The 26217-nt window shown below is 71.0% G+C and carries 21 protein-coding genes and 1 CRISPR repeat array; of the genes, 11 read left to right on the plus strand and 10 right to left on the minus strand.

All coding sequences use genetic code 11. The annotated features are described in order from the left end of the window. Positions 1-256 precede the first annotated feature (256 nt). From FHS13_RS00365 to FHS13_RS00395, 7 genes are all read left to right on the plus strand, one after another. Positions 257-643 carry a DUF485 domain-containing protein gene (locus FHS13_RS00365; protein WP_184285620.1) on the plus strand — a complete coding sequence of 129 codons (387 nt, stop codon included), beginning with the start codon at positions 257-259 and terminating at the stop codon, positions 641-643. Next, positions 643-2319: a sodium:solute symporter family transporter gene (locus tag FHS13_RS00370; protein ID WP_184286601.1), complete on the plus strand. Its 1677-nt coding sequence runs from the start codon at positions 643-645 to the stop codon at positions 2317-2319. The genes FHS13_RS00365 and FHS13_RS00370 overlap by 1 nt, the downstream gene beginning before the upstream one ends. A 237-nt stretch (positions 2320-2556) precedes the next feature. Beyond that, positions 2557-3573 carry a sensor histidine kinase gene (locus FHS13_RS00375; RefSeq protein ID WP_184285622.1) on the plus strand — a complete coding sequence of 339 codons (1017 nt, stop codon included), beginning with the start codon at positions 2557-2559 and terminating at the stop codon, positions 3571-3573. Further along, positions 3570-4385, plus strand: a complete 816-nt coding sequence (locus tag FHS13_RS00380) for a response regulator (protein WP_184285624.1) — start codon at positions 3570-3572, stop codon at positions 4383-4385. The genes FHS13_RS00375 and FHS13_RS00380 overlap by 4 nt, the downstream gene beginning before the upstream one ends. Continuing rightward, positions 4382-4774 (plus strand): hypothetical protein, encoded by a 393-nt coding sequence (locus tag FHS13_RS00385; protein ID WP_184285626.1) that lies wholly within the window; start codon positions 4382-4384, stop codon positions 4772-4774. Before FHS13_RS00380 ends, FHS13_RS00385 begins: the two co-directional genes overlap by 4 nt. Beyond that, entirely contained in the window at positions 4774-6411 is a 1638-nt protein-coding gene (locus tag FHS13_RS00390) for a sodium/solute symporter (protein ID WP_184286604.1), read from the plus strand. The genes FHS13_RS00385 and FHS13_RS00390 overlap by 1 nt, the downstream gene beginning before the upstream one ends. Before the next feature lie 127 nt (positions 6412-6538). Further along, positions 6539-7324: a hypothetical protein gene (locus FHS13_RS00395; RefSeq protein WP_184285628.1), complete on the plus strand. Its 786-nt coding sequence runs from the start codon at positions 6539-6541 to the stop codon at positions 7322-7324. Here the strand turns inward: FHS13_RS00395 and FHS13_RS00400 are convergent. The 3 genes from FHS13_RS00400 to FHS13_RS00410 all read right to left on the minus strand — a co-directional run bounded on the left by FHS13_RS00400 (position 7311) and on the right by FHS13_RS00410 (position 11376). Further along, positions 7311-8075 (minus strand): bestrophin-like domain, encoded by a 765-nt coding sequence (locus FHS13_RS00400; RefSeq protein ID WP_184286606.1) that lies wholly within the window; start codon positions 8073-8075, stop codon positions 7311-7313. The genes FHS13_RS00395 and FHS13_RS00400 overlap by 14 nt on opposite strands. Positions 8076-8299: 224 nt before the next feature. Further along, positions 8300-10108, minus strand: coding sequence for a phosphoenolpyruvate carboxykinase (GTP) (locus tag FHS13_RS00405; protein ID WP_184286609.1), 1809 nt, complete (start codon positions 10106-10108; stop codon positions 8300-8302). 359 nt (positions 10109-10467) lie between these two features. After that, entirely contained in the window at positions 10468-11376 is a 909-nt protein-coding gene (locus tag FHS13_RS00410) for a universal stress protein (RefSeq protein WP_184285630.1), read from the minus strand. Positions 11377-11615: 239 nt separating this feature from the next. On the opposite strand from FHS13_RS00410, the gene FHS13_RS00415 reads away from it, so the two are divergent. Further along, on the plus strand, positions 11616-12332 hold the full coding sequence (locus FHS13_RS00415) for a DUF998 domain-containing protein (RefSeq protein WP_184285632.1): 717 nt from the start codon (positions 11616-11618) through the stop codon (positions 12330-12332). On the opposite strand, the gene FHS13_RS00420 is transcribed toward FHS13_RS00415, so the two are convergent. Both FHS13_RS00420 and coaA read right to left on the minus strand, forming a co-directional pair. Then, entirely contained in the window at positions 12322-14499 is a 2178-nt protein-coding gene (locus tag FHS13_RS00420) for a HelD family protein (RefSeq protein ID WP_184285634.1), read from the minus strand. The genes FHS13_RS00415 and FHS13_RS00420 overlap by 11 nt on opposite strands. Before the next feature lie 192 nt (positions 14500-14691). After that, the gene (gene coaA / locus FHS13_RS00425; protein WP_343064873.1) at positions 14692-15597 is read right to left on the minus strand and encodes a type I pantothenate kinase; all 906 of its coding nucleotides are present in this window, start codon (positions 15595-15597) and stop codon (positions 14692-14694) included. Between the two features lie 321 nt (positions 15598-15918). Between coaA and glmS the strand changes: the two genes are divergently transcribed. Next, positions 15919-17772: a glutamine--fructose-6-phosphate transaminase (isomerizing) gene (gene glmS / locus FHS13_RS00430; RefSeq protein ID WP_184285638.1), complete on the plus strand. Its 1854-nt coding sequence runs from the start codon at positions 15919-15921 to the stop codon at positions 17770-17772. Between the two features lie 53 nt (positions 17773-17825). Here glmS and FHS13_RS00435 read toward each other — a convergent pair whose 3' ends face one another. Then, positions 17826-18188 (minus strand): anti-sigma factor antagonist, encoded by a 363-nt coding sequence (locus tag FHS13_RS00435; RefSeq protein ID WP_184285640.1) that lies wholly within the window; start codon positions 18186-18188, stop codon positions 17826-17828. Between the two features lie 148 nt (positions 18189-18336). Next, a complete protein-coding gene (locus FHS13_RS00440; RefSeq protein ID WP_184285642.1) occupies positions 18337-18888 on the minus strand; it encodes an ATP-binding protein in 552 nt (183 codons plus the stop codon). 295 nt (positions 18889-19183) lie between these two features. Here FHS13_RS00440 and FHS13_RS00445 point away from each other — a divergent pair, with 295 nt between their 5' ends. After that, a complete protein-coding gene (locus FHS13_RS00445) occupies positions 19184-20092 on the plus strand; it encodes a Scr1 family TA system antitoxin-like transcriptional regulator (RefSeq protein WP_184285644.1) in 909 nt (302 codons plus the stop codon). Between the two features lie 981 nt (positions 20093-21073). On the opposite strand, the gene FHS13_RS00450 is transcribed toward FHS13_RS00445, so the two are convergent. From FHS13_RS00450 to FHS13_RS00460, 3 genes are all read right to left on the minus strand, one after another. Further along, positions 21074-21556 carry an ATP-binding protein gene (locus tag FHS13_RS00450; RefSeq protein WP_184285646.1) on the minus strand — a complete coding sequence of 161 codons (483 nt, stop codon included), beginning with the start codon at positions 21554-21556 and terminating at the stop codon, positions 21074-21076. Further along, the gene (locus FHS13_RS00455) at positions 21553-21933 is read right to left on the minus strand and encodes a hypothetical protein (protein WP_184285648.1); all 381 of its coding nucleotides are present in this window, start codon (positions 21931-21933) and stop codon (positions 21553-21555) included. The genes FHS13_RS00450 and FHS13_RS00455 overlap by 4 nt, the downstream gene beginning before the upstream one ends. Before the next feature lie 768 nt (positions 21934-22701). Further along, positions 22702-23859 (minus strand): AI-2E family transporter, encoded by a 1158-nt coding sequence (locus FHS13_RS00460; protein ID WP_184286611.1) that lies wholly within the window; start codon positions 23857-23859, stop codon positions 22702-22704. Positions 23860-24171: 312 nt separating this feature from the next. Continuing rightward, positions 24172-24628: direct repeats of the CRISPR family, unit length 29 nt; unit sequence CGGTCCATCCCCACGTGCGTGGGGCTCAG. A gap of 265 nt (positions 24629-24893) precedes the next feature. Between FHS13_RS00460 and FHS13_RS00465 the strand changes: the two genes are divergently transcribed. Beyond that, the gene (locus FHS13_RS00465) at positions 24894-26114 is read left to right on the plus strand and encodes a helix-turn-helix domain-containing protein (protein ID WP_184285650.1); all 1221 of its coding nucleotides are present in this window, start codon (positions 24894-24896) and stop codon (positions 26112-26114) included. The last annotated feature ends 103 nt before the right edge of the window (positions 26115-26217 follow it).

The following is a 26217-nucleotide window of genomic DNA, read 5'->3' on the forward strand; positions in this document are numbered from 1 at the left end:
CCCCGGGGCCTTCCGGCCCCCGAGGGTGCTCCGGCTCCCCGCCCCGACCGTTCGGCGACCGCTCGGCGTACCAGGCGACCGCTCGCCGAACGCCGAACGCCCATTCGACGCTCCTGTTCCGCGTTCGGCGCTCGCGAACGTGTCCCCCCTCCCAGCTGGAAGTGCTCCTACTTACAGTGCCGGGTAACGCAGATCACATACGCGGAGCGGTACCGAGACAGGCCCCTCCCCACCCATCCCCCCGGAGGATTTCCACATGGCAACTGACCGGTCCACGAAGGACTCACCGCCATCCGGCGGCGGGGAGAACGGACAGGAGGTCGTCCCCGCCTTCGTCGCGATGCACGACGACCCGAGGTTCCAGCTGCTCAAGCGCAAGCTGTTCCGCTTCGTCCTCCCCGCGAGCATCACGTTCCTGGCGTGGTATCTCCTCTACGTCCTGATGTCGGCCTTCGGCCGCGACGTGATGGGCGTGGTGCTCTTCGGCAGCGTCAACGTGGCCCTGGTCTTCGGCATCCTCCAGTTCGCGTCGACCTTCGGCATCGCCGTCCTCTACACGATGTACGCGCGCAAGAACCTCGACCCGCTCGCCGCCGAGCTCCGCGGCGAGATCGAGGGCGGCCGGAAGGGGGCGGCCGAATGATCTCCCTCGCCCAGGAGGCGGTGAACGAGAGCGGCCGCCTCGTCACCATCGTCCTCTTCTCCCTCATGGTCGCCGCCACGCTCGGCATCACCGTGTGGGCCGGCCGCAACACCCGGTCGGCCACCGACTTCCACTCCGGCGGCCGCGGCTTCTCGCCCCTGCAGAACGGCCTGGCCATCGGCAGCGACTACATGTCGGCGGCGTCGTTCCTCGGCATCGCCGGCATGATCGCGCTGTTCGGCTACGACGGCTTCCTCTACTCCATCGGCTTCCTCGTCGCCTGGCTGGTGGCCCTGCTGCTCGTCGCCGAGCTGCTGCGCAACTCCGGCCGCTACACCATGGGCGACGTGCTCTCCTACCGCATGCAGCAGCGCCCCGTGCGCACCGCGGCCTCCGTCTCCACCCTCGTGGTGTCGATCTTCTACCTGCTGGCGCAGATGGTCGGCGCGGGCGCCCTCATCGCCCTGCTCCTGGGCATCCAGGAGGGCGAGACCTTCCTGGGCATGGACGCCGCGACCGCCAAGATCGTCGGCATCGTGGTGGTCGGCCTGCTCATGACCGTCTACGTCACCTTCGGCGGTATGAAGGGGACCACGTGGGTCCAGATCATCAAGGCGATCATCCTCATGGCGGGTGCCGCCCTGCTGACCGTCCTGACGCTGGCCCTGTACGGGTTCAACCTCGGTGCGCTCATGAGCGACGCGGCCGCCGCCAGCGGCCAGGAGGGTTTCCTGGAACCGGGTCTGCGCTACGGCGTGGAGGTCGCGGGCGATCCGCTGCAGACGATGTGGAACAAGCTCGACCTCATCAGCCTCGGCATGGCCCTGGTCCTGGGCACCGCGGGCCTGCCCCACATCCTCATCCGCTTCTACACCGTCCCCGACTCCCAGAGCGCCCGCAAGTCGGTCAACTGGGGCATCGGCCTCATCGGTGTCTTCTACCTGATGACGCTGGTGCTGGGCTTCGGTGCGGCCGCGCTGGTCGGCCACGAGGCCATCCGGGCCCAGGACGCCGCCGGTAACACCGCGGCGCCGCAGCTGGCCCAGACGGTCGGCGAGCAGATCGGCGGCAGCATGGCGGGGGCCGTGCTGCTGGCGATCATCGCCTCGGCCGCCTTCGCCGCGATCCTGTCCACGGTGGCGGGCCTGGTCATCGCCTCGTCCTCGTCGCTGGCGCACGACTTCTACAACTCGGTGCTGCGCGGCGGCAAGGCCACCGGCGCCGAGGAGGTCAGGGTCGCCAAGATCGCCGCCCTGTGCGTCGGCGTGGTCTCGATCCTGCTGGCGGTGTTCGCGCAGAACCTCAACGTGGCCTTCCTGGTGTCGCTGGCCTTCGCCATGGCCGCTTCCGCGAACCTGCCGACCCTGCTGCTCAGCCTGTTCTGGAAGCGGTTCAACACCACCGGCGCCCTCGCCGGCATCTACGGCGGCCTGATCAGCGCCGTGGGCCTGGTGTTCTTCTCGCCGGTGGTCTCGGGATCGGAGACCGCGCTGTTCCCCGGCGCCGACTTCGCCTGGTTCCCGCTGCCCAACCCGGCCCTGGTGTCGGTGCCGATCAGTGTCCTGTGCGCGGTCGTCGGAACGCTGATGTCCAAGGAGCAGGACTCCGGCAAGTTCATGATGCTCCAGGTCCGCGCGCTCACCGGCGCCGGTGCGGAGAAGGCCGCCGACCACTGATCCGCCCCGGTCCGCAGCGTATGCCGGACCTCTCTCCCCGCGGGCCCGCCACCTCTCCAGGGTGGCGGGCCCCCGCCGTGCACCCAGATCGATTCGAAAAGGTGACCTCGACCACATGAGTACCAACGCAGTCCGCTGGGATATCTTCGTCAGGTGTCGTATCGGTGGTCGTCGTGGATGTCCCCCTCCCGATTCCGCCGCCCCTCCCCTCCGGAGCAGCGGGCGAGTATCGCGTTGATGCGCCAGGTCCACGCCCTGGGCGTCGACCTCCGCGACGGGCTGCACGGCAGGAGCGTGCCCGCCGCCGCCCGCAGGCTGCGCCGGCTCCTGGACGTCGACGGGATCGTCCTGGCCGACCTCGACGGCCCGGTGGCCCGCAGCGGCAGCGGCCCCGGCACCGAGGAGGTCGAGCGCCTGCTGGCCGAGGTCTTCGAGTACGGGGGCAACGCCCGCCTGTACACGCCCGACGGGGCGGCGGTGTGCGCGGTGCCCCTCAACGTCGACGACGAGCTCGCCGGCGCCCTCCTGGCCTCCGGCCGTCCGGTGGAGGCCGACGTCGAGGCGGCCGCCGCGCTGGTGTCCGACTCCCTGGACCACGCGGCGCTGCGCCGGGCCCGGGCCCGGATCGCCGCCGCCGACCTGCGCACGCTGCGCGCCCAGATCTCCCCGCACTTCGTGCACAACGCGCTCGCCGTCATCGCGGCCCTGGTGCGGACCGACCCCGACCGGGCCCGGCACCTGCTGTCGGACTTCGCCGACTACCTGCGCTACGGCTTCTCGGAGAAGGGCGACTACGCGACGGTCGCCGACGAGCTGGAGGCCGTGCAGACCTACCTCGAACTCCAGCGGGCCCGCTTCCACGACCGGCTCGACATCACGGTGCGCATGGCGCCCGAGGTGCTGCCCGTGGCGATCCCGTTCCTGGTCGTCCAACCCATCGTGGAGAACGCCATCCGGCACGGGCTGGAGCGCAAGGAGGGCCGCGGCCACATCAGCGTCTCGGGGTTCGGCGAGGGATCCCTGTGCGTGATCGAGATCGAGGACGACGGGGTGGGCATGCACCCGGACCTGGCCCGCGCCCTCCTGGCCGGTACCGGACCCGAGTCCCGCAGCATCGGTCTGGCCAACGTGGACCAGAGGCTGAGGGCCGTGTACGGCCCCGAGTACGGTCTGGTGATCGAGACCGCGCCGGGAGAGGGGACGAAGGTGACCGTGCGTGTGCCGAGGTTCACGCGGGGGGTGGTGGTGCAGTGAAGTCCGCGCTGAGGGTGCTGGTGGTCGAGGACGAGGCCTCCACCCGCCAGGAGATGGCGGCGCTGCTGGGGGACATGCCTGAGGTGGCGGAGGTGCTCGTGGCCGACAACGGGGCCTCCGCGGTGCGCCTGCTGGGCACGGAGACCATCGACGCCGCCTTCCTCGACATCCTCATGCCGGGGCTGGACGGCATGGACGTGGCCCGGGTGCTGAGCGTCATGTCCGAGGCTCCCTCCATCGTGTTCGTGACCGCCTCGGAGGCGCACGCCGTGGAGGCGTTCGGCATCGGCGCCGTCGACTACCTGCTCAAGCCCATCCGGCCCGAGCGCCTGGCCGAGGCCGTCGGCCGGATCGCGCAGCTGCGTCGGCCGGCCGGGGCCGCGGTGCCCGCCGAGGACCTGCACGTGGTGCAGATCGACACCGGGCGCCGGACCGTGTTCGTCAAGCGCGACGACGTGCAGTTCGTGGAGGCTCAGGGGGACTACGTGCGCCTCCACACCGCCGACGGCAGCCACCTCATCCGGCTGTCGCTGTCGTACCTGGAGGAGGTGTGGTCCTCCGCCGGGTTCGTCCGGGTCCACCGCGGCTACCTGGTCGCCATCCCGTGGGTGCGGGACCTGCGGGTGACCTCCTCCTCCGGCCTGGTGGCGGGCACCCCGGCCGGGGACGTGCCGGTGAGCCGCCGCCACGGCCGCCACCTGCGCTCCCAGCTGATGGAGGCGGCCCGGCGCGACCAGCTGGGCCGTTCGGTGAACGCCGGTCCCCCGCCGCGCCCCCGGGACACCGAGCACGAGCCCCGGCAGGAGCCATGAGTCCGCGCCGCGAGAAACTCACCAGCCCGCAGACGCGGATCGCGCTGGCCCGGGGCAACCGGCCGGCGCAGCACCTGCTGCCGATCCCGGGGCCGGTGGACACCGAGGCCGCGCGCCGGGTCTTCCGCGCCCAGCGCCGCAGGGCCCTGCGCACGGTGGCGCTGCTGTCCCTGCTGCTGTTCGGGTCGAGCGGCGCGCTCGCGGCGCTGCCCGTGCTCGGCCACGTGCGCGCGGGCGGGATGCCCCTGTCGTGGCTGCTCCTGCTGGCGGGGATCTATCCGCTGCTGTTCCTGCTGGCGCTGTGGCACGTGCGCTCGGCCGAGCGGGTCGAGGAGCGCGCCGAGGAGGAGCGTCCGGACACCGGGGGCAGGCCGTGGCCGCGGTCCTGATGATCGGCCTCCTGCTGGTCACCAGCCTGGTGATCGGCGTCTACGGTGTGCGCGCCGCCCGTTCCACCTCCGACTTCCTGGTGGCCTCGCGCCGGGTGTCGCCGAACTGGAACGCGATGGCCATCGCCGGGGAGTACCTCTCGGCGGCCTCCGTGCTGGGCCTGTCGGGGCTGCTGCTCAAGAACGGCCTGGGCACCATGTGGTACGCGGTCGGGTTCTGCGCGGGCTACGTGGCGGTGGTGGCGCTGGTGGCCGGGCCGATGCGCCGCTCGGGCGCGTTCACCGTGCCCGACTTCGCCGAGTACCGCCTGGGCGCGCCGCGGCTGCGCAAGCTGTGCGGCTGCGTCGTCCTGGTGATCATGCTGCTGTACCTGGTTCCCCAGTTCAAGGGCGCCGGGGTGGTCCTGTCCCTGGTCAGCGGAACCCCGTACTGGGTGGGCGTCGTGCTCGCCGGCATCGTGGTGAGCGGTTCGATCGCGGCGGGCGGCATGCGCTCGGCGACCTACGTGCAGGCGTTCCACTACGTGGTCAAGCTGCTGTTCATCGCGGTGCCGGCGGTGTACCTGGTGGTGCACGCGGGCGCGGGGACCCGGGCCGAGGCGCTGCACCCCGAGTGGGGGACGCACTTTCCCCGGACCACCCCGGTGGAGTTCGAGGTGGACACCCGCTTCGGCCTGGACGAGCCGGTGCGCGTGACCACCCCGGACGGGACCGGGATCGAGCTGGCGGCCGGGGAGCACACCGCGGCGGCCAGGACCGAGTACGTCTTTCCGGCGGGGGCGGCCGTTCCGCACCCGGAGGGGATGCCGGACCTGGGCGGCGAGCGCTGGAGCCGCCCCCTGCTGAACTCGGGCGGGTTCCCGCTGTTCGAGACGTGGTCGACCCTGCTGGCGATCACGTTCGGCTGCATGGGCCTGCCGCACGTCATCATGCGCTTCCACACGAGCCCGACCGCGCGCACGGCCCGCCGGGTCGGCGTCGGCGTGATCGCCCTGCTGGGCCTGTTCTACCTGTTCCCGGCGGTGTACGGCCTGCTCGGCCGGGTGCTGACGCCGCAGCTGGTCCTGCTCCAGGGCACCGACACGGTGGCGGTCGTGCTGCCGGCCGAGGCGGTGCCGGGGGCGGTGGGCACGTTCCTGACCGCCCTGGTGGCGGCGGGCGCGTTCGGCGCGTTCCTGTCCACGTCGTCGGGTCTGCTGCTGGCGCTGGCGGGCGGGCTCTCGCACGACCTGTTCCAGGGGAGCGTGCCGCGGCTGCGCCTGGCGGTGGCGGTGGGCTCGTGCGTGTCGGTCCTGCTGGCGCTGCCCGCGCAGGCGATCGACATCAACGTGCTGGTGGTGTGGGCCTTCACCGTGGCGGCCTCGACGTTCTGCCCGCTGCTGGTGCTGGGCATCTGGTGGCGCCGCCTCACCCTTCCCGGTGCGGTGGCGGGCCTGGTGGTCGGCGGCGTGACGGCGACCGGGTCGGTGGGCTGGTCGATCCTGCTGCCGACCCCGCCGGGGCTGGGGGCCGCCCTGCTCGCCCAACCCGCGGCCTGGACCGTCCCGCTGGCCTTCGCGACCATGTTCGCGGTCTCCCACCTGGTCCGGCCCCCGGACTGGGCCGAGCACGCCGTCCTGCGCCTGCACTCCCCCTGAGGTCCGCCGGCGGGCCTCTGTCCGGACGTATTTTTCCGTCGGCGGTCCGGGGCGGTCCTCCCAGGTGTAGTGTCCGGACTGACCGAGCGCGGTCACCGCCAGCACCCGGAGCGACACGAGGAGTGCCATGCCCCCCGCCCGCCGTGCCCTGTCCCTCCTGGTGGCGGGGTGTCTGCTCCTGCTCACCTGCGCCGCCCCGTCCGCGGCCGCCTCGGACGCGGTCGCCCCGGGTACAGCCGTCCCGAACACTGCCGTTCCGGGCGCGGCGGCCCCCGGCAGCGGCCGCACGGAGCTCTCGGCCCCCTCGGGCGGGGCCGGTCCGGGGCTCTACGTGCTGGTGTGCCTGAACGGCGTGCGGGTGGTGGTGAGCGTGGGTGCGGCTCCGCCGTGCCCGCCGCACCCCGGGCCGCCCGCCGCCCCGGAGCCGGAGGAGCCCGCTCCGGAGCCGCCCGCCCCCGCACCCCCCGCTCCCGAGGAGCCCGAGCCGCCGGCCCCCGTGCCGCCCGCCCCGGAGGAGCCCGCGCCGCCGGTCCCGGAGGAGCCCGCACCGCAGGAGCCCCGGCCGCAGGAGCCCGCCCCCGCACGTCCCGCCCCGCAGGAGCCCTCCGCGGCACCGCCGGTACCGGAGGAGTCGGCGGACCCGGTGCCCTCCCCCGCGCCGGTGGACCCGGTCGTCCGGGACGCAGCGGCGGCCCCCGCGGACGTTCCGGTCCCCCCGCCCGCCCCGGCCGCCGAGGACGGGGCGGTCCCGGCGCAGGCGTTCCCGATGACCCTGGCCCGGCCCTCCTCACCGGAGTCCGCCGGTGCCTTCACCCCGATGCGCACCGCGGTCGTGCTCGTGGTCGTCATCGCCCTGGCCGCCGCGGGAGCGGGCGGTGCCGCCCGCTCCGGCAACCGGGTCAGCCGGGGTTGATGGCGCTGTCGGTCAGCTCGAACCGGGCCAGCACCTCCTCGACCGCGCCCGCGTCGTGGGCCAGGGCTCCGTTGAACGGGTTGCCCAGGTGGAACAGCAGCAGGATGGTGGCGAAGACGAACACCAGGTTGGCCGACGCCCAGAAGTAGGCCACGGCGGAGCCGCGCCGGATCATGGCGAAGGGCAGCACGGCCACGGCGATGGCCGACAGCGCCGCGACGGCGTTGAGCACGGGCGGGATGCCGTCCCCGGCGGCGTCGGCGCGCTCGACGCGCGCGTCGCTGAGCTCGGCGAGCTCCTGCCGGGCGGTCAGGCGGTCCAGGCCGTCGCCGGTGTCGGACACCGACAGGGAGCGGACGGACGCGGCCAGGCCGGCCAGCGCCTCCTCGCCCTCCGTGCTCAGCTCGCCCTGGTCGCGCATCATCGGCCAGTCCTTCTCCGCGACGGCGACCATGTAGGCGCGCAGGTCCTCCCGGACCTCCTCGGCCTCCTGGTCGGGGAATGCTGCGGTGCTCCAGTACAGGGACTCGGCCGCGCCCACCTCCTGGTTGATCCCGTCCCCGGCGCCGGTGAAGTTCTCCCAGCCGATGACGACGCCCATCGCCGCCGCCGCGAGGTAGAGCGCGAGCACGCAGGGGGCGATGACGCCGCCGACGGAGCCTCCCGCGGAGTCGTCGTCGATGCGGAATCTGCGTGCGGTGAGGACCGCTCCGACCACCATGGCGAGCAGGACGGCGAGGGAGAGGAACATCGTCATGGTGCGGCTTCCCGGCGTGAGGGGACGGAAGGACGCCACCAGGAGTAGCACGGCGGGGGCGGCCTTCCCGGCGAAAAGGGAGAACGCCCGGAAATGTCGCCCCGCACACGGCGAGGGGCGCGGGCCGCGAAGGCCCGCGCCCCTCGTTCCGGGGATCCCGCGCGCGGAAAGGGGATCCCGGGGGACGGCGCACGAGGCGCGTCCCGCGGCCTGCGGAGCTATCCGCCCAGGCGGTCCAGCAGGGCGTGGTACTCGTCCCAGAGCTCGTCGGGCAGGTGGTCGCCGAAGGTCTTGAAGAACTCGGGGACCAGGGCGGCCTCCTGCTTCCAGATCTCGGGGTCGACCGAGAGCAGGAACTCCAGGTCCTTCTCGGACAGGTCCAGGCCCTCGGTGTCGAGGGAGCCCTTGGCCGGAAGGTGGCCGATGGGGGTCTCCACCGCTTCGGCGGTGCCCTCCAGGCGCTCGACGATCCACTTGATGACGCGGCTGTTCTCGCCGAAGCCGGGCCAGACGAAGCGGCCGTCGGCGTCCTTGCGGAACCAGTTGACGTAGAAGATCCGGGGCAGCTTGGCCTGGTCGGCGTTCGCGCCCACCTTGATCCAGTGGGCGAAGTAGTCGCCCATGTTGTAGCCGCAGAAGGGCAGCATCGCGAACGGGTCGCGGCGCAGCTCGCCCACGGTGCCCTCGGCGGCGGCGGTCTTCTCGGAGGAGACGTTGGCGCCCAGGTAGACGCCGTGCTGCCAGCTGAAGGACTCGGTGACCAGCGGGACCGCGGTGGCGCGGCGGCCGCCGAAGAGGATGGCCGAGATCGGCACGCCCGCCGGGTCCTCCCACTCGGGGGCGATGGTCGGCGCCTGCCCGGCCGGGGTGGTGAAGCGGGAGTTGGGGTGGGCCGCGGGCTCGTCGGAGTCCGGGGTCCAGGGGCGGCCCTTCCAGTCGGTCAGGCGTGCGGGCGCCTCCTCGGTGAGGCCCTCCCACCACACGTCGCCGTCCTCGGTGAGGGCGACGTTGGTGAAGATGCTGTTGCCCCACAGGGTGTCGATGGCGTTGGCGTTGGTCTTCTCGCCGGTGCCGGGGGCGACGCCGAAGAAGCCGGCCTCGGGGTTGATGGCGCGCAGCTGCCCCTCGGAGTCGAAGCGCATCCAGGCGATGTCGTCACCGACGGTCTCGACCTTCCAGCCGGGGATGGTCGGCTGGAGCATGGCGAGGTTGGTCTTGCCGCAGGCGCTGGGGAAGGCCGCCGCGATGTAGTGCGCCTTGCCCTCGGGCGGGGTGACCTTGAGGATGAGCATGTGCTCGGCGAGCCAGCCCTCGTCGCGGGCCATCACCGAGGCGATGCGCAGCGCGTAGCACTTCTTGCCGAGCAGGGCGTTGCCGCCGTAGCCCGAGCCGTAGGACCAGATCTCGCGGGACTCGGGGAAGTGCGAGATGTACTTGGTGCTGTTGCAGGGCCAGGGCACGTCCTTCTGGCCGGGCTCCAGCGGGGCGCCCACGGAGTGGACGGCCTTGACGAAGTCGCCGCGCTCCTCGATCAGGCGCAGCGCGGCCTCGCCCATGCGGGCCATGATGCGCATGGAGACCACGACGTAGGGCGAGTCGGTGATCTCGACGCCGAGCTGGGAGATCTCGCCGCCCAGCGGTCCCATGCAGAAGGGGACGACGTACATCGTGCGGCCCCGCATGGCGCCCTTGAAGACCTCGCCGAAGGTGGCGCGCATCTCGTCGGGGGCGATCCAGTTGTTCGTGGGGCCCGCGTCCTCCTCGCGCTCGGAGCAGATGAAGGTGCGGTCCTCGACCCGGGCGACGTCGGTCGGGTCGGAGGTGCAGTAGAAGCTGTTGGGACGTTTGTCCGGGTTGAGTCGGGTGAAGGTGCCCTGCTCGACGAGCAGGTCGGTCAGACGCGTCCATTCCTCGTCGGAACCGTCGCACCACACGATGTCATCGGGCTGGGTGAGCTCCGCCACCTCGTGAACCCAGGACACAAGCTCCTTGTGAGAGGTCGGTGCCACGCCCGCCTCGGTACCCACAGTCACAGCGGCTCCCCTTCGAAGATCGAGATCCCTCGCATCATGAACGACGTGACCCCACTGTGACCAATTGGTATAGTCCAATGGTCCAAAAAAAGAGTCGGAGAAATTCCGTTCCCGTTATCTGGCAAGGGCTTCGGGCACTGCACCACGTACCCCCGGGAAGGCACGGAACGCCCCTCAGCCACCGCAGAGCACACACGTTTTCCCTGGTGGGAGGGGTGAGGGGTCCACCGGCATCCGCGAGGGTGCCGTTCGTCACACCCGCCGGGACCAAGGGAGGGTCAAGGAGGGTAGACCTCTCCTTCCCTCCGGCCCTTCTGCCTGCGGTTTCGCCCCCGAGGGGCGCACGCACCGGTTCAGCGCAGAATGGCTACGGGTCCCTTGGCCCCGTGCAGGACGGAGTGGCTGACCGAGCCGAGCAGCAGTCCCCGGAAACCGCCCCGGCCGCGGGACCCGACCACGATGAGGTCGGCGGGGGTGGCCTCCTCCAGGAGGGCGACCACCGGGTGGGCCCGCACCACGGCGGTGCGCACGCTCACCTCCGGATGGCGCAGGCGCGCCTCGACCAGCTCCTCCTCCACCGCCTGGCGCGCGGCCTCGGCGGCGGTGGTGTCGTCGAAGAGCTCGGGCGGAATCGGCCCGGTCGCGGCGGCGAAGGCCACCAGCGGCTGCCAGGCGGTCACCGCGACCAGTTCGGTGCCGGCGAAGTCGGCCTGGGCGATGGCGAAGTCGAGCGCGCGGCGGCTGGGTCCGGAGCCGTCCAGGCCCACGATCACCCGGCCGCGGACGCCGTGCGCGGCCGCGTGCTCGTGCGGCAGCACCACCACCGGCACCGGAGAGCGCGCGGCCAGTTCGATCCCGACCGAGCCGATGAAGGCGGCGACGAGCCCGCTCAGCCCCCGCGAGCCCACGACCACGGCGGCGGCCCCCTCCGAGGAGGCCTCGGCCAGGAGCGCCTCGACGGGACGCGCGTACGACAGCCGCGTCTGCACGGCGAGCTCGGGGAAGAGACGCAGCACCCAGTCCTCGGCATAGGCCAGGAGCCGCTCCGCGTCGCCGGTCCCGACCTCGTCGGGCGGCGTGCCGCCGACCCCGGTGTGCGGGGCGAACACGCCGACCTGGGCCGCGAGCGCGGTGGCCGAGACGATCCGCAGTCCCAGCCCGCGCAGCACCGCCTGGTGGGCCGCCCACTCGAGCGCGTGGCGGCTGGAGTCGGTGCCGTCGACCCCCACGATGATCCATCGTGTCGTGGTCGCGCCGTCCATCACATGCGCCCCTCCGTCGGTCGTCTCCGTACCCGGGTCTCCCCCGTCGCCAACCGATGATGCACCGAGAACGGGCACCTGTGGGTAACGGTGCCGACGCAGATCTCGGACGAGACGGGGTAGGACTCCGGCAGGACGCGCGCACCGCGGGAACGGGGGTCCCCGAGCAACCGGTGCGGTCGACGGCGCCGTGGGCCCCGCCCGGCAGGGCGGAGGTCCCCGGTGGAACGGGGGACGCGATGTCTGATTCCGAACACATGCACTGGGACCACAGGGACGGGCAGGTCGCGGCGATCGCCGCCGCCGTCGTCTACTGCGCGTGGGCGCTGGAGATCCTCTTCCCGGAGGGCGGTACCGCGTCGGGGGCGCTGGCCCGCCCCGGCTCGGACTTCGGGCACTTCCTGGCGAGCGCGCACCGGATGGCCTCGATCCTGGTCCTGGTCGCCGTCGTGCTCGGCTTCGCCATGGGCAGGAGCCGGCAGAGCCGGCGGCTCGTGGTGTCGTGGTGCTCGGCGGCGGTGTTCGGTGCGGCCTCCCTGGTCGCCTCCCTGCTGCCGGGCCGGTGCGTGGTCGCCATCGACGCGGCCTGCGCCGCGGAGACCCTGGTCGAGGGGGTCGAGGGGGCGACCGCCGCGCAGGCCGTGACGGCTGTGGTGGCGATCCTGGCCGGCGTGGTGGCGGCGGTCTTCCTGGCGGGGGACCGCCGCCGCGCGGGGGACCGGGCGTGGCCGCTCGTCGCGGCCGTGGCGGCGTTCCAGGCGGTGACGGCGGCCGCCGTCCTGGCCCTGGCCGCGTGGAACCTGTGGGGCCCCGGCGCCGCCGAGCCCGGCGTGGCGCTCGGCCTCCTCGAACGCGCCCACCTGGTCGCGGTCTCCCTGTGGCTGCTCATCGCGGGGCTCCTGCCCCGCCTGTGGCGGCGCACGGACACCGGTCGGCGGGCCGAGCTCAGCCGCTGACCGGGACCGGTTCCGCGAGCGCCTCGGGCAGGGGGCGCTCGTGGACGACGTACAGGCAGCCGACCGCCCTGGTGAGGACCACGTAGAGCCGGTGGAGCCCGCGCTCCTCCGCCTCGGCGACGGCCGCGGGCTCGACGGCGACCACGGTGTCGAACTCCAGGCCCTTGGCCAGCCCGGCCGGGACCGCCATGAGGCGGCCCGCGTCGGGTCCGGTGCCCTCCTCCAGCAGGGGCGCCTCCAGGCCGCGGTCGGCGAGCGCCTCGCACAGGGCGGGCAGCTGGGAGTCGGCGGCGACGAGACCCACGGAGCCCTCGCCCCGGAGCGCGTCGCGGCAGGCCTCGGCGACGGCGTCGGCCAGGCCGCCCTCGGGGGCGGGGGTGACGCGCAGCGAGCCGGGCGCGCGGCGGACCGCGACCGGGGCGGCCAGGCCCGGCGCGATCCGGGGCAGGAGGCGGGCGGCGAAGTCGAGGATCTGCGCCGGGACGCGGTAGCCCCGGGTGAGGACGCTCAGCTGTCCATCGGGTTTGCCCAGGTGCTCCAAAAGGGCGGACCAGTCGCGGACCGCCGACGGTCCGGTGCCCTGGGCGATGTCTCCGAGGACGGTGAGCGAGCCCGACACGCAGCGGCGGCCGACGGCCCGGCACTGCATGGGGCTGAGGTCCTGCGCCTCGTCCACCACGACGTGGCCGAGCCCGGCGGGCCGCTCGATCAGCGAGGCCGCCTCGTCGACGAGCACCAGGTCCTCCGCCGACCAGCGGGCCGACCTGGGCCCGCGCGGCCGGCCCGGCAGCAGGACGGCCTCCTGTTCCTGCGGGGTGAGCAGGCCGTCGGCGGCGCGGGCCAGGCGCTCGGGGTCGGTGAGCAGGCCCAGGACCAGCTTGAGCGGGTCGGCCTTGGGCCACAGCTCGGTGACCGCCCGGCGCACGGCCGGGTCCCGGCGCACCTGCTGGTGGGTGCGGTCGTCGCAGACCTCCCCCTCGGCCTCCAGCAGCGAGAGCACGGCGTGGGCGATGCGGTGGGAGAGGAGTTCGCGGCCCGACCCGTAGGCGACGCCGCGCCCGGCGAGCTCGTCCAGCAGCGGCCGCAGGTCCTCGGGCCACAGGCGCAGGCGGCGCGAGCCGCGGCGGACCACGACGGCCTCCTGGGGCTCGCGCAGGTGGGACCACAGGTCGCGGCGGATCACCTCCGCCATCCGGGCGTCGCCCTTGACCCGTGCGGCAGCGGGCTCCTCGGTGCGGCGGATCCAGCCCTCGGCGGGCCGGGAGCGCTCGGGCAGGCCCGCGGTGAGCATCTCGGTGACCGTGGTCCGGGAGACGTCGACCTCGCCCAGGGCCGGCAGCACGCCGCGGATGTAGGACAGGAAGGACCGGTTGGGCCCGACCACGGCCACGCCGGAGCGGGAGAGCCGTTCGCGCTCGGTGTAGAGCAGGAACGCGACGCGGTGCAGGCCGACGGCGGTCTTCCCGGTGCCGGGAGCGCCTTGGACGCACAGGGTGGTGCCCAGCGGGGCGCGGACCAGGCTGTCCTGCTCGGGCTGGATGGTGGCGACGATGTCGCGCATGGGCCCGGTGCGGGGCCGCTCGATCTCGGCGGCGAGCAGCCCGCCCGCGGCCGCGCCGCCGGGTTCGGTGAGGACCTCGTCCTCGAAGGCGGTGAGCACGGTCTCGGGTTCCCCGCCCCGCTCCGGGGCGGTCGTGGTGAAGCCGTAGCGGCGGCGCAGGCGGACCCCCATCCGATCCCCCGGCGAGGCCCGGTAGTAGGCGGCGCTCAGAGGGGCCCGCCAGTCGAGCACCAGCGGGCGGCCCTCGGCGTCGTGGACGTGGCGGCGGCCGATGTGCACGCGGTCGGGGCCGGCGCCCGGGTCGGGGGCGGCGCCGTCCGGGTCGTCGAGGAAGACGGTGCCCGGTTCGAAGTCGAGGCGGCCGAAGAACAGCGGGGCGCCGGGGACGTCGGCCAGGGCAGCCAGCCGGCGTGCGCGCCCCCGCCGCAGGGCGGCGTTGGCGACCTTGTCGTTGACGACGTCGCCGATCTGGAGCTCGGTGGACTCGACCTGCTCGCGCATGCGCCGCAGGGCGGCGTGCGCGGCGGCGAGGCGGTCGCGTTCGGCCTGGAGGTCGGGGTCGACGGGCCCGGTTCCGGGCAGCGCGGAGGGTTCGGTGGCGGTCATGGCGGCCTCGAAGGGGTCGGCGGGACACGTGTCGGCATCGCGTGCGCGGGTCCCGCCCCGGTCGCCGCCGGATCCTGACCTCAGGACCCGGGCCCGGTTCGTTCCGATCCTCGAGAGCGCACAGCGCCCGTGGGGCGCGGCCGTTGAAGAGGAACCACCCTACTCTCCCGCCGCCCCCGGCCGCGCCGGAAATCAGGTCTTGCGGAGCCGGACCCTGCGGACCCTGTGATCGTCGCCCTTGTAGAGGACGAGGGTGGCGCGGCCCCGGGTGGGGAGGATGTTCTCCACCAGGTTGACCTCGTTGATGGTGCGCCAGGTGTTGGAGGCGAAGTCCAGCGCCTCCTCCTCCGTGACCGCGGTGGCGATGTGGTGGAAGTAGGAGCGCGGATCGGAGAAGGCGGTGCGGCGCAGCTCCCGGAAGCGGTCGAGGTACCAGGAGCGGACGTTCTCGACCCTGGCGTCGACGTAGATCGAGAAGTCGAAGAAGTCGGAGACCGCAAGGCGCCCCGCGCTGGCGGGCTGGAGGACGTTGATGCCCTCGACGATGAGGATGTCGGGCCGGCGCACGGTCTGCCGCTCACCGGGGACGATGTCGTAGTTCAGGTGGGAGTAGACGGGGATGTCGATGCGGTCGGCCCCCGCCTTCATCTCCGACACGAACCGCACGAGCGCCCGCCGGTCGTAGCTCTCGGGGAAGCCCTTGCGCCGCATGAGGCCGCGCGACTCCAGCACGGCGTTGGGGTGGAGGAAGTTGTCGGTGCTGACCAGCTCGACGTCGGGGTGGTTGGGCCACTGCGCCAGCAGGGACCGCAGGAGGCGCGCGGTGGTGGACTTGCCCACCGCGACACTGCCCGCGACACCGATGATGAAGGGCGAGGGCCGGTCCGAGTCGCCGAGGAAGGCGCGCACCGCCGCGTGCCGCTGCTGGGTGGCGCCGACGTACAGGTTGAGGAGGCGCGACAGCGGGAGGTACACGTCCCGCACGTCCTCCAGGGAGGTGGGGTCGCTGGTTCCCCGGAGGCGGGCCAGGTCGGACTCGGTCAGGGAGAGGGGCGTGGAGGCCCGCAGGTTCGCCCAACCGTCCCGGTCCAGTTCCACGTACGGGGTGGGAAAGGCGTTCTTCGTCGCGTGAGACACGGTTGACCACCCTAAACGAGGGCCTCCACCGCACCGGTCACCTGGTCCCGCATGCGGCGGCGGCGCGTCCGGGGCCCCGCGGCGCGCCGGGTCCGGCAGGAATTTTTTTGGCCGGGCGCGCCCGTTCGAGAACCGGTTCCACTCGGCGGCCCCGCACGCCCGCGACCTGCGCACCCTGCCTCCGGTACACCAAATGGTCTATACCGCGACCAGCGGAAACGCCCAGTGGTATCCCTGTCGGCCTGGTCGATTCGGTACCCCTTTTCGCCTACGCTGGCGCCCATGTGTGGAATCGTTGGCTACGTCGGGCCGCAACCGGCGCTCGAGGTCGTCGTTGACGGCCTCGCCAGGCTGGAGTACCGCGGATATGACTCCGCAGGCGTCGCTGTGCTGGGCGGAGAGCGCCTGCACACCGAGAAGAGGGCGGGCAAGCTCGCCAACCTGCGCCAGGCGCTCCAGGAACGTCCGATCACCGGTGAGGGCGCCGGGATCGGGCACACGCGCTGGGCCACCCACGGCGGCCCCACCGACGCCAACGCCCACCCCCACGTGGACAACGACAACCGCGTCGCGGTCGTCCACAACGGCATCATCGAGAACTTCGCCGCGCTGCGCGCCGAGCTCGAGGACGACGGCTGCAAGTTCCTCTCCGAGACCGACACCGAGGTGGCCGCCCACCTCCTGAACAGGGAGCTGGCCCGGCGCGGCGACAAGGACCTCGCCTCCGCCCTGCGCTCGGTGTGCAAGCGCCTGGAGGGCGCCTTCACCCTCGTCGCGGTCTCCGTGGACGACCCCGACCTGGTGGTCGCCGCCCGCCGCAACTCCCCGCTGGTCGTCGGCCGCGGCCAGGGCGAGAACTTCCTGGCCAGCGACGTCGCCGCGTTCATCGCCCACACCCGCGAGGCGATCGAGCTGGGCCAGGACCAGGTGGTCGAGCTGCGCCCGGACTCCGTGGCGGTCACCGACTACGACGGCAACCCGGTCGAGGTCAACGAGTACCACGTGGACTGGGACGCCTCCGCCGCCGAGAAGGGCGGCTACGACTACTTCATGCTCAAGGAGATCGTCGAGCAGCCCCGCGCGATCGCCGACACCCTCCTGGGCCGCCTGTCGGCCGACGGCGAGCTGACCCTGGACGAGATGCGGCTCTCCCCCTCCGAGCTGCGCTCCGTCGAGAAGATCGTCATCATCGCGTGCGGCACCTCCTACCACGCGGGCCTGATCGCCAAGTACGCCATCGAGCACTGGTGCCGGATCCCGTGCGAGGTCGAGGTGGCGAGCGAGTTCCGCTACCGCGACCCCATCCTGGACCAGCAGACCCTGGTCATCGCCATCTCCCAGTCGGGCGAGAGCATGGACACCCTGATGGCGGTCCGCCACGCCCGCGAGCAGCGCGCCAAGGTGCTGGCGATCTGCAACGTGAACGGCTCCACCATCCCGCGCGAGGCCGACGGCGTCCTGTACACGTACGCGGGCCCCGAGGTCGGCGTGGCCGCCACCAAGACCTTCCTCACCCAGCTGGCCGCCTGCTACCTGGTCGGCCTCTACCTGGCGCAGGTGCGCGGGCTGAAGTTCGGCGACGAGATCGAGGCCGTGATCGCCCAGCTGGCCACCATGCCCGAGCAGATCGAGCGGGTGCTGGACACCGTGGAGCCGGTGCGCGAGCTGGCCCGCTCGCTGGCCGACGTCGACACGGTCCTGTTCCTGGGCCGCCACGTCGGCTACCCGGTGGCGATGGAGGGCGCGCTCAAGCTCAAGGAGCTGGCGTACATGCACGCCGAGGCCTTCGCGGCCGGCGAGCTCAAGCACGGCCCGATCGCGCTGATCGAGGAGGGCCTGCCGGTCGTCGTCGTGGTGCCCTCGCCGCAGGGCCGCAGCGTGCTGCACGACAAGATCGTGTCGAACATCCAGGAGGTGCGCGCCCGCGGCGCCCGCACCGTCGTCATCGCCGAGGAGGGCGACGAGGCGGTGCGCCCGTACTCCGACGTCCTCATCGAGATCCCGGCGGTGCCGACGCTGCTCCAGCCGATCGTCGCCACGGTGCCGATGCAGGTGTTCGCCTGCGAGCTGGCGCTGGCCAAGGGCAACGACGTGGACCAGCCGCGCAACCTCGCCAAGAGCGTGACGGTGGAGTAGGGCCTGCGACCCGGTGCGGGGCGTGTCCGGTGCGGACGCGCCCCGTCCGCTTCTCAGCGGGTGGCGGCTCGTGCGCCGTGCTCGGCGACGGCCGAGGGCAGGTCGGCGCGGATCGGCAGGACCTGGTGCAGGGACAGCACGTCGAGGATCCGCACCAGCTGGCGGGGCGGGCAGGCCAGCGTCAGGTGGTGGCGTGCGGCGGTGGCCCTGTGCACCGCCCGCACGAGGGCGTTGACGCCGGAGGCGTCGATGAACTCGACGGCGGACAGGTCGACGACGGCGCATCCGCTGCCGACCGCCGCGGAGATCTTGGTGTAGGCAGCCTCGGCCGTGGCGATGTCGATCTCTCCGCGCAGCTCCACGACACTGGTGGCACCGCAGACGAACCTGTCCTGTTCCGTGTCCAACACGGCCACGCCTCGCTCCCGGCTCGAAGGTGGAACTTACTGTCAGGCGCGTTCGGTCAAATGCCGATATGCATTGACAGCCTACTCTCCCCGAACCGCGGCGTCGGCTCTGTCCACAACCCGGGGCGTCCGTTACCTTCGCGAAAATCGGGAGATATTAAGCGTTTTCCTCACAAATCGCCCAGACGACCTTTCCGCCGCCCTGAAGGGGTTTCCAACCCCAGTCCCGACTGAAAGCGGCGACAAGGCCCAGGCCGCGGCCCGATTCCGCGAAATGGTGGGCGTCCACCCTGTTCGGTGCGGTCGAACTGGAATCGGCCACCAGACAGGCCACGGTCCCCGGCTCCGGAAGCAGGCTGAACCGCACCACGACGGGGAGCGCGGAGGGGTCGGTGCCCTCGGGGACTGCGTGGCGGCAGGCGTTGCCGACCAGTTCGGAGACCACCAGCCGGACGTCCTCGACCGCGCGCGCCAGGCCCCAGTCCTCCAGGGTCTCGCCGGCCAGCCGCCGCGCCGCGCCCACCGAGCCGGGAAGCGACGCGAACGCCCGGGTCACGCTCTCCCGCGTCCGCATGCAGCCACCGATGGGGAGCGTGCGCAGGGGGTTGACCCAATGAGCTCCCGGGATGCGGTGGTCGGTCTCCTGGAGCAGAGGGCGGGGCCAAGGGCTCCTGGCACCCGACTCCGAAGAAACCAGCTCTGCGTTCATCACGGTCCTCACGAGTGGTCATGCGGGTTCGCGCGGCCTGCCCCGGACCGGCATACCGTATTTACGTATGTAAGACACGGATGCACGTGCAGGGCAACGTCAGGCAAGCCTATAGGACGAACAGGGCCTATCGGTAGGTCCGTGGTGAAGAATTCACACAAAGGCATCCGTGCACGCAGCCGCCCCAGAGGCCCGTAGAAGCAACCGAACCGTCACCTGTCACAACTCTGTCCGGCGAACACCCGGATGGGTATACTCGGCGGTCGCCCGCGCAAAGTCGCTACAGGGAGGCGATGTGGTCGCCGATCACGCAGAGAGCTTCGAGGCCGCGCAGGACCTCGCGGCCAATTCCGGTGGCGGTCCGACCGTCCTCCGCATTCTCCTGGGGACCCATCTGCGCAAGCTCCGCCAGAGCAAGAAGATCTCCCGCGAGGACGCCGGATACGCCATCCGCGCCTCCCACGCCAAGATCAGCCGCATGGAGCTGGGGCAGGTCAGCTTCAAGCCGCGCGACGTCGAGGACCTGCTCGAGCTGTACGGGGTGACCGACCCCGGCGAGCGCGAGGCCCTCCTGGGCCTGGTCTCCAGCGCCAACGCCCAGGGGTGGTGGCACCAGTACGGCGACGTGCTGCCGCAGTGGTTCGGCGTCTACATCGGACTGGAGGAGGCCGCCTCCGTCATCCGGACCTACGAGGTCCAGTTCGTGCCGGGGCTGCTCCAGAGCGAGGACTACGCACGCTCGGTGATCCGCCTCTCCCACACGGTCTCCGAGGAAGAAGACATCGAGAGTCGTGTGCAGATGCGCATGCATCGGCAGCGGCGCTTCGAAGGCCAGGGCGCACCGCGCCTGTGGGCGGTCATCGACGAGGCCGTGCTGCACCGCCCCTACGGCGACGCCAAGGTGATGCGCGGGCAGATCGAGCACCTCATCGAACTGGCCGCGCGGCCCAGCATCACCGTGCAGATCGCCACCTTCGACGTGGGCGGGCACGCGGCCACCGGAGGCCCCTTCAGCATCCTGCGGTTCCCCACCCCCCAGCTGCCCGACCTGGTCTACCTGGAGCAGCTGAGCAGCGCCCAGTACCTCGACAAGTACGAGGACACCCACCTCTACGCCCAGACCATGGACCGCCTCGCCACCCAGGCCCCGCCGCCGGCCGAGACCCCGGGGATACTCCGCGGCTTCCTGGACCGCTACTCCTGACCACGAAGCGCCCCGGGGGCAGGGCCCCCGGGGCGCGCGGTGCCCCCAGTCCGCGCGGTACCGGCGCCCCGAGCCGGAACGTTCGCAAAAGCAGGCGGTCCAGGAGCGAGCGCAAGGGCGAACGCAGAAGCGAGCGCGCGAGCGCGAACGTGCGCGCAAGAGCAAGCACAGGCGAGCGCAAGCGTGAGCGTGAGCGCAAAAGCAAGCACAGGTGAGCGTGAGCACAGGCGTGTGCGAGCGTGAGCAAACGTAGGCATGTGCAAGCGTGGTCATGTACGCAAGAGCAAGCATGGCCGAAGGTTTCCATTCACCCCCACCCCGCCAGCGACCTTTCTTCCCGTGACCTTTCTTCCCGTGATCTTGTACCTACGACCACTTTCACTGGATATCGTGACACTAACAAGACCAGGCGAAGTTGGCTCCAAGTACAAGATCACGAGAAATAAGGCGCACCCAAGAAAAGGACCACGGCCTTTCCAGCCGAACCAAGGCCCCGATCCCCCTCCTGCTGGGCCCGTCCCGAAGCCTCCCTCCCCCAGCCCGAGACCAGCCCTGACCCAGGTCAGCGACTTTTCCCCGCGTGATCTTGTACCTACGGTCACTTTCGCCAGGAATTGGAACACCAACAAGACGAGGCGAACTTGACTGCAAGTACAAGATCACGGGAAATAGGCCATAGATGAGAGAGAGGAAGCGGATTTTTCGGTCGAGTCAAGACCTCCGAGCCGCTTTCTGGATGGTCCGATTCGACCCCTTCTCACCTCGACCCTCCCCTCTGGCCAGCGCATTTTCTTCCCGTGATCTTGTACCTGCGGACACTTTCGCTGGATGCGGGAGGGCAGGAAAACGGGGTGAAGTTGACGCTAGGTACAAGATCACGGGAAATAGGGCCTGGTTAAGAAAGGGCACGCGGGTTTTTCTGGGTGCGGAGAAGGGGGTGCGGTGGGGACTCCTCGGGAAGGCCGAGGAGTCCCCACCGTGTCAGCGAGTGAAGATGTAGGGCCTCAGACCTGGCGGGGGCGCGGTGCCCTCGGGCAGGGGGATGAGGGCCCAGGTATGGGTTCCGGTGTCGGTCCAAGGGCAGGTGCGGTCATACCCCCAGGCAACGGAGAGTTCCTGGACCATGAGCAGTCCGCGCTGTCCCTCGGCCCAGTTCCACTCGTCATCGCTGCGTTCGACGGGGATGGCGGGGATGCGGCCGCTGCCGCCGTCGTCGGTGAAACCCAGGCGCAGCAGGCGTCCGCGGCGCAGGCACAGGGTGCGGATCACCTGGCCGTTTTCCTGGCCGGAGGCGGTGTACTTGCAGGCGTTGGCGAACAGCTCGCTGGCGCACAGGGTGAGGGTTTCGACCGTCTCGTCGGGGAAGCCGGCCAGGTCGGTGGCCAGGTCTTGGCGGACCTGCCTGAGCTGGGCCAGGCCGCCCGGGTAGGTGCGGTGCTCCCAGAAGGCACGCTGCACGCTCATGCGGGCACCCCCGCCCGGAGGTTCTGCCGCTGGACGTGCCACATCCGGGTGAGCCGGGCCAACTCGCGGTCCAGCTCGGCCTCGTCCACGCGGTGGTGACGGCCCCGCATAGGAACGGGCTCAGCGGAGGCCAGGAGGTCGCCCTCGGGGATGCGTGGCTCGGGCAGCTGGGGAGGCTGAGGCTGTTGGGGCTGCGGAGGCTGTTGGGGCGACTGAGACTGCCGGGACGGCTGGGTCTTCTGCGAGGACTTCTGCTCGGGTCCGGCGTCTTCCTGGAAGGCGGCGCGCATGCGGGCCACGTGCTTTTCGTGGGCCTCGTAGTAGGGCCGCACCAGCGCCACGTCATCGGCGCTCAGCACCTGGCGGGGCTCGGACAATCGAGGCTCGGCCAGACGGGGCCGGGGCCGGGAAGGCGCGGGGGTGTGTCGCGGGGCGGTCGCCGGGGCGGGGTCGGCCGCGTAACGGCGGACCCGCGTCGACCTGCGGCGACGGGAAAGAAGGCTTCGGCCGCAGTGGCGGCCGCGGGAAGGGAGGATCAGCGCCAGGAGCGTACCCAGGGTACGGCTCACAAGCGCAGCACTAAACTGGTGCACGCTGGCAATCCTTGTGTTTAAGGGAACTGTTGCTGGCCACGACCCCGGGCGCTTCCTAGCGTCGCGGGGTCACGTATTGAGTTATGTGGGTAGAAGCATAGAGGGCGCGCGGAGAGTTGGCATGACATCGGGGAAAATATCTTCGAGAAAAATCCGGACGCCTGCACATAAGCCGCGCATGCCGCATTCTGAATCTTCAGTTCAAATCAACAAGATTCAGACATTCCACCTTCTCGTTGCCTGATAGCCCTACATGCCCCCGACCAGGGCATTTTCCCAGTACCTACCCATGGCACCGGCCGAGGCCGCCGCCCCCGACATCGGAGATCACGGCCCGCACGGCCATCATTCCTCCGAGGCGCCGAACTGTCGCACAAACCCATCACTGGAAAGCAGCCGGCAGCAGTTCACAAGCCAGGGATTTCCTCGCAGCTTCGCATTTTCCCTGAGGTGACCACCCACGGAACACGGCCCCGGCCTCCGGCCCCGATGCAGGACTGTTCTCCCCGTCTCCTCGGGCCGGCGTCCGGCAAGTCGGGTGTCAGTGAGGGTTCACTCCTTCTCCTGGGTCGGCTGTTCGGAAACCGACTGGAGACCCTCTTCCGGCACCGGATCGCCCTCGCCTTCCTCCGCCGGATCCGGGTCCTCCCTCTTCTCGGCAGCGGAGAGCAACGGGTGTTCGGCGACCTCGTAGCGCCGGATATAGGTCCCCAGGAACGCCTGCATGCTCGCGCCCACCGGCAGCGCCAGCAGCGCTCCGGGCGCTCCCAGGATCGCCACTCCCGCCAGCACCGACCCGAACGCCACCGCCGGATGCATGTCCAGAGTGCGGGCGGTGATGCGCGGCTGGAGCAGGTAGTTCTCGATCTGCTGGTAGACCACGATGAACAACAGCACCCACACCGCGGGCCAGACGCCCTCCAGCAGTGCCACGAGCACCGGGACGGCGCCGCCGATGTAGGTGCCGACGGTCGGGATGAACTGCGACAGCACCCCCACCCACAGTGCGAGGGCGAACGCGAAGGGGACGTCCAGCACAACCAGCAGCACGTAGTGCGCGCCCGTGCAGACCAGGGCCAGCAGCGCCCGGGAGTAGAGGTAGCCGCCGGTCTTGCTGATCGCGATCTCCCAGGCACGCAGCACCTCGCGCTGCGTGCGCGGGGGCAGGACCGAGCAGATCACACGACGGAAGCGCGGGCCGTCGGCGCACAGGTAAAAGGTGAACAATGCGACCGTCAACGCGTTGAACAGCAATGCCAGGAGGGTCGTCCCGGCTCCCCACACGTTGTTCGCGATCCCCGAGGCGTACTGCTCGATCACCCCGCTGGCGCTGGAGATCTCGTCGAGCAGGGTGGTGGGTGAGTAGTTCGTGCCGAACGAGGTGTTGATCCAGCTCAGAGCCGCGCGAACCATCGCCGGCACGCCCGAGGCGAAGGCCAGCACCTGCCCGACCAGCATCGATCCGAGCAGGCTGAGGAACACCGCCACCAGCACCAGGACCAGGAGCATCACTGTCCCGGTGGCGGGTCCGCGCGGCCAGCGGTGCCGGTGCAGCCAGTTCACGGCGGGCTCCAGGGCCAGCGCGAGGAACAGCGAGATCAGCAGCAGGAGCAGGAGGCTCTGCAGCCGGACGAACAGCCACAGGCCGAGCCCGAAGGCCACCACGAGCCACAGGGCCAGCAGCATGGCGCGGGGAAGCCAGCGCGGCATGCCCCCGCCCCGGTCGGGGAGCGGGGTGTCGGGTGGTGCGGTGTGCGTGTGCAAGCCGGTTGTTCCTCACTGTGTGCTGCGCACGACGGGACCTCCTCGGTCCCGGAAACCGCTCCGCCCCTGCCGGGCGAAAACCCGGCCCGCCGAACGCGCAGGGGACACGGCGGGTTGTGTGATCATCGGCGGCGGCCCGCAGGCATGCTACTGGGATCGGCGAGCTGCCTTGGCCATGGCACGGACCGGCCCCGCCGAAGTCGGCCGATGGGGGCACAGCTCCCGGAGAACCGCAGCTGCGGCCGCGCTGATGGCCGGAGGTCCATCCCCACGTGCGTGGGGCTCAGGGAGCGGCTGTAGTGGGATAGCTGGGCCAGTCCGGTCCATCCCCACGTGCGTGGGGCTCAGCTTCGGGTTATCGCCTAGTAGTCGGAGGGTGACGGTCCATCCCCACGTGCGTGGGGCTCAGGAAGAGGCGGCCTCGCGGATGGGCGCCGCCCTCGGTCCATCCCCACGTGCGTGGGGCTCAGTGTCGGGTCCGCAGCGTTTTCCCTGAGTGTGCCGGTCCATCCCCACGTGCGTGGGGCTCAGTTTCTAGGGCCGCCCCACGGATGCGTGAGCTGCGGTCCATCCCCACGTGCGTGGGGCTCAGACCGTCACCGAAGCGGACGGGGCGAAGCACGCCGGTCCATCCCCACGTGCGTGGGGCTCAGGTACGCGGCAGCGCGCGCCTCCGCCGTCAGCTGCGGTCCATCCCCACGTGCGTGGGGCTCAGGGCTTAATGACCTGGAACAACGCAGGCCGTTATCTTGCCGAGACCTTCCTTGCGAGAAGGCGAACCCGCGTATACCGCTCCAGGATAGGCAACCACACAGCAGGACCGCACTCCCCAAAACGTGAAGGGCCCTGGTCTCCTCCCTCCGGTGCCACGGGCAACCCGTATCAGGTCCAAGAGGCGAAGAAGATCAGATCAACCCCTGACATGGCGCGAGCCCCGTCCTACTCTGATGATGCCGACACCAGGAAAGGACGGGGCTGTCATGTTCGAAGACAGCCTGCGCAGCCGGATCCGGGCACTGCGCAAGCAGCAGGGAATGTCCCAGGAGGAACTCGCGGAAGCAGCCGGTCTGGGTGTGACCACGATCAAGAAGGCGGAGAACCCCAACAGGGGCGGAGAACTGACCACCGGCACTCTGCACTCCATCGCCCAGGCGCTCGGAGTCACCACGACCGAGCTGTACGCGGACCGAGCCCCGATGCCAGGCTTGGAGGAGGCTGGTGACGACCAGGTGCTGGCGCGGCTGCGGTCGGCGATCGCACCGCCTGTAGGGCTCTCAGGGACACCGATGGTGGAAGACCTCGACCAGCCGGTCGACCTGGAGATGCTGGAGCGCGACGTCGCCCGAGCTCGGACGCTGTACCACGCTGACGACTACGATGCCGTGGCTCAAGCGCTGCCCACCATACTGACCCAGGCCCACCTGGCTGTTGCCGAGTTCGCCACCGATCAGGCCTACCGGACGCGGGCCCTGGCGCTACGGATGGCCGGGGCCTATCTGACGCAGGTACGACAGATCGACCTTGCGCTGGTGGCGTTGCGTGCGTGCATTCAAGACGCCGCCAAGGCCGGCGATCAAATGCTCGCCTCCACAGCCGTATCCGGCCAAGGGTGGGCGCTGACCAGGCAGGGTCGGCTGGACGAGTGCGAGCGCCTGTGTGTCACCGTCGCCGACGCGATCGAGCCTCAGTCCATGCGCAAGGCCGCCCCGGCGGAGCTCGCAGCTTGGGGGCATCTTCTGTTCCGCGCTGCAGCCGCCGCAGTGCGCAACAACAGCCACGACCGGGCCCGCGACCTGATGGGAGTGGCTGGCGCTGCCGCGTCCGCGCTGGGTCGTGAGACGCCGTGTTGGTCCACGTTCGGGCCGCTGACGGTAGCGGTCAAGAACGCGGAGTTCGCTCTCCTGGAGGGACATCCCGACCGAACGCTGGCCGAGGCCGACCGGATGCCACGCATCGTCGATGTCGGCAACATTTCCCAGATCAACTGGGAGCGGCACCGACTCGACATCGCCACGGCCTTGGCTCAGACGGGGGAGCTGGAACACAGCACCCATGTCCTGACTGGAGTTCGCGAGCGATCCCCCCAATGGATTCGACGCCAGCGGTCAGCGTACGAAACTCTGGAACTTCTGTTCGACCGCTCTCGCAGGCCCAGCGACAGCATGGTCGCCCTCGCGTCCCATATGGGAATGCGCCGCTGACACAGGTCGCAATCGCAACCCTTGGGCGCCCGAGCGTCCATGAAACAGCCGCACTCCGCGTCTGGAACGTGACGTGCACCACCTCCACTCTGAAGAGCGAGAG

Source organism: Nocardiopsis algeriensis (assembly GCF_014203695.1).
GTDB lineage: Bacteria > Actinomycetota > Actinomycetes > Streptosporangiales > Streptosporangiaceae > Nocardiopsis > Nocardiopsis algeriensis.

What these genes read in the sequence shown, in the direction of transcription:
- FHS13_RS00420 (WP_184285634.1), bottom strand. Translation starts at nt 14,499, where the DNA reads ATGACCGCCACCGAACCCTCCGCGCTGCCCGGAACCGGGCCCGTCGAC.
- FHS13_RS00385 (WP_184285626.1), top strand. Translation starts at nt 4,382, where the DNA reads ATGAGTCCGCGCCGCGAGAAACTCACCAGCCCGCAGACGCGGATCGCG.
- FHS13_RS00395 (WP_184285628.1), top strand. Translation starts at nt 6,539, where the DNA reads ATGCCCCCCGCCCGCCGTGCCCTGTCCCTCCTGGTGGCGGGGTGTCTG.
- glmS (WP_184285638.1), top strand. Translation starts at nt 15,919, where the DNA reads ATGTGTGGAATCGTTGGCTACGTCGGGCCGCAACCGGCGCTCGAGGTC.
- FHS13_RS00450 (WP_184285646.1), bottom strand. Translation starts at nt 21,556, where the DNA reads ATGAGCGTGCAGCGTGCCTTCTGGGAGCACCGCACCTACCCGGGCGGC.
- FHS13_RS00460 (WP_184286611.1), bottom strand. Translation starts at nt 23,859, where the DNA reads ATGCCGCGCTGGCTTCCCCGCGCCATGCTGCTGGCCCTGTGGCTCGTG.
- FHS13_RS00400 (WP_184286606.1), bottom strand. Translation starts at nt 8,075, where the DNA reads ATGTTCCTCTCCCTCGCCGTCCTGCTCGCCATGGTGGTCGGAGCGGTC.
- FHS13_RS00375 (WP_184285622.1), top strand. Translation starts at nt 2,557, where the DNA reads ATGCGCCAGGTCCACGCCCTGGGCGTCGACCTCCGCGACGGGCTGCAC.
- FHS13_RS00465 (WP_184285650.1), top strand. Translation starts at nt 24,894, where the DNA reads ATGTTCGAAGACAGCCTGCGCAGCCGGATCCGGGCACTGCGCAAGCAG.
- FHS13_RS00415 (WP_184285632.1), top strand. Translation starts at nt 11,616, where the DNA reads ATGTCTGATTCCGAACACATGCACTGGGACCACAGGGACGGGCAGGTC.
- FHS13_RS00390 (WP_184286604.1), top strand. Translation starts at nt 4,774, where the DNA reads ATGATCGGCCTCCTGCTGGTCACCAGCCTGGTGATCGGCGTCTACGGT.
- FHS13_RS00440 (WP_184285642.1), bottom strand. Translation starts at nt 18,888, where the DNA reads ATGAACGCAGAGCTGGTTTCTTCGGAGTCGGGTGCCAGGAGCCCTTGG.
- FHS13_RS00410 (WP_184285630.1), bottom strand. Translation starts at nt 11,376, where the DNA reads ATGGACGGCGCGACCACGACACGATGGATCATCGTGGGGGTCGACGGC.
- FHS13_RS00365 (WP_184285620.1), top strand. Translation starts at nt 257, where the DNA reads ATGGCAACTGACCGGTCCACGAAGGACTCACCGCCATCCGGCGGCGGG.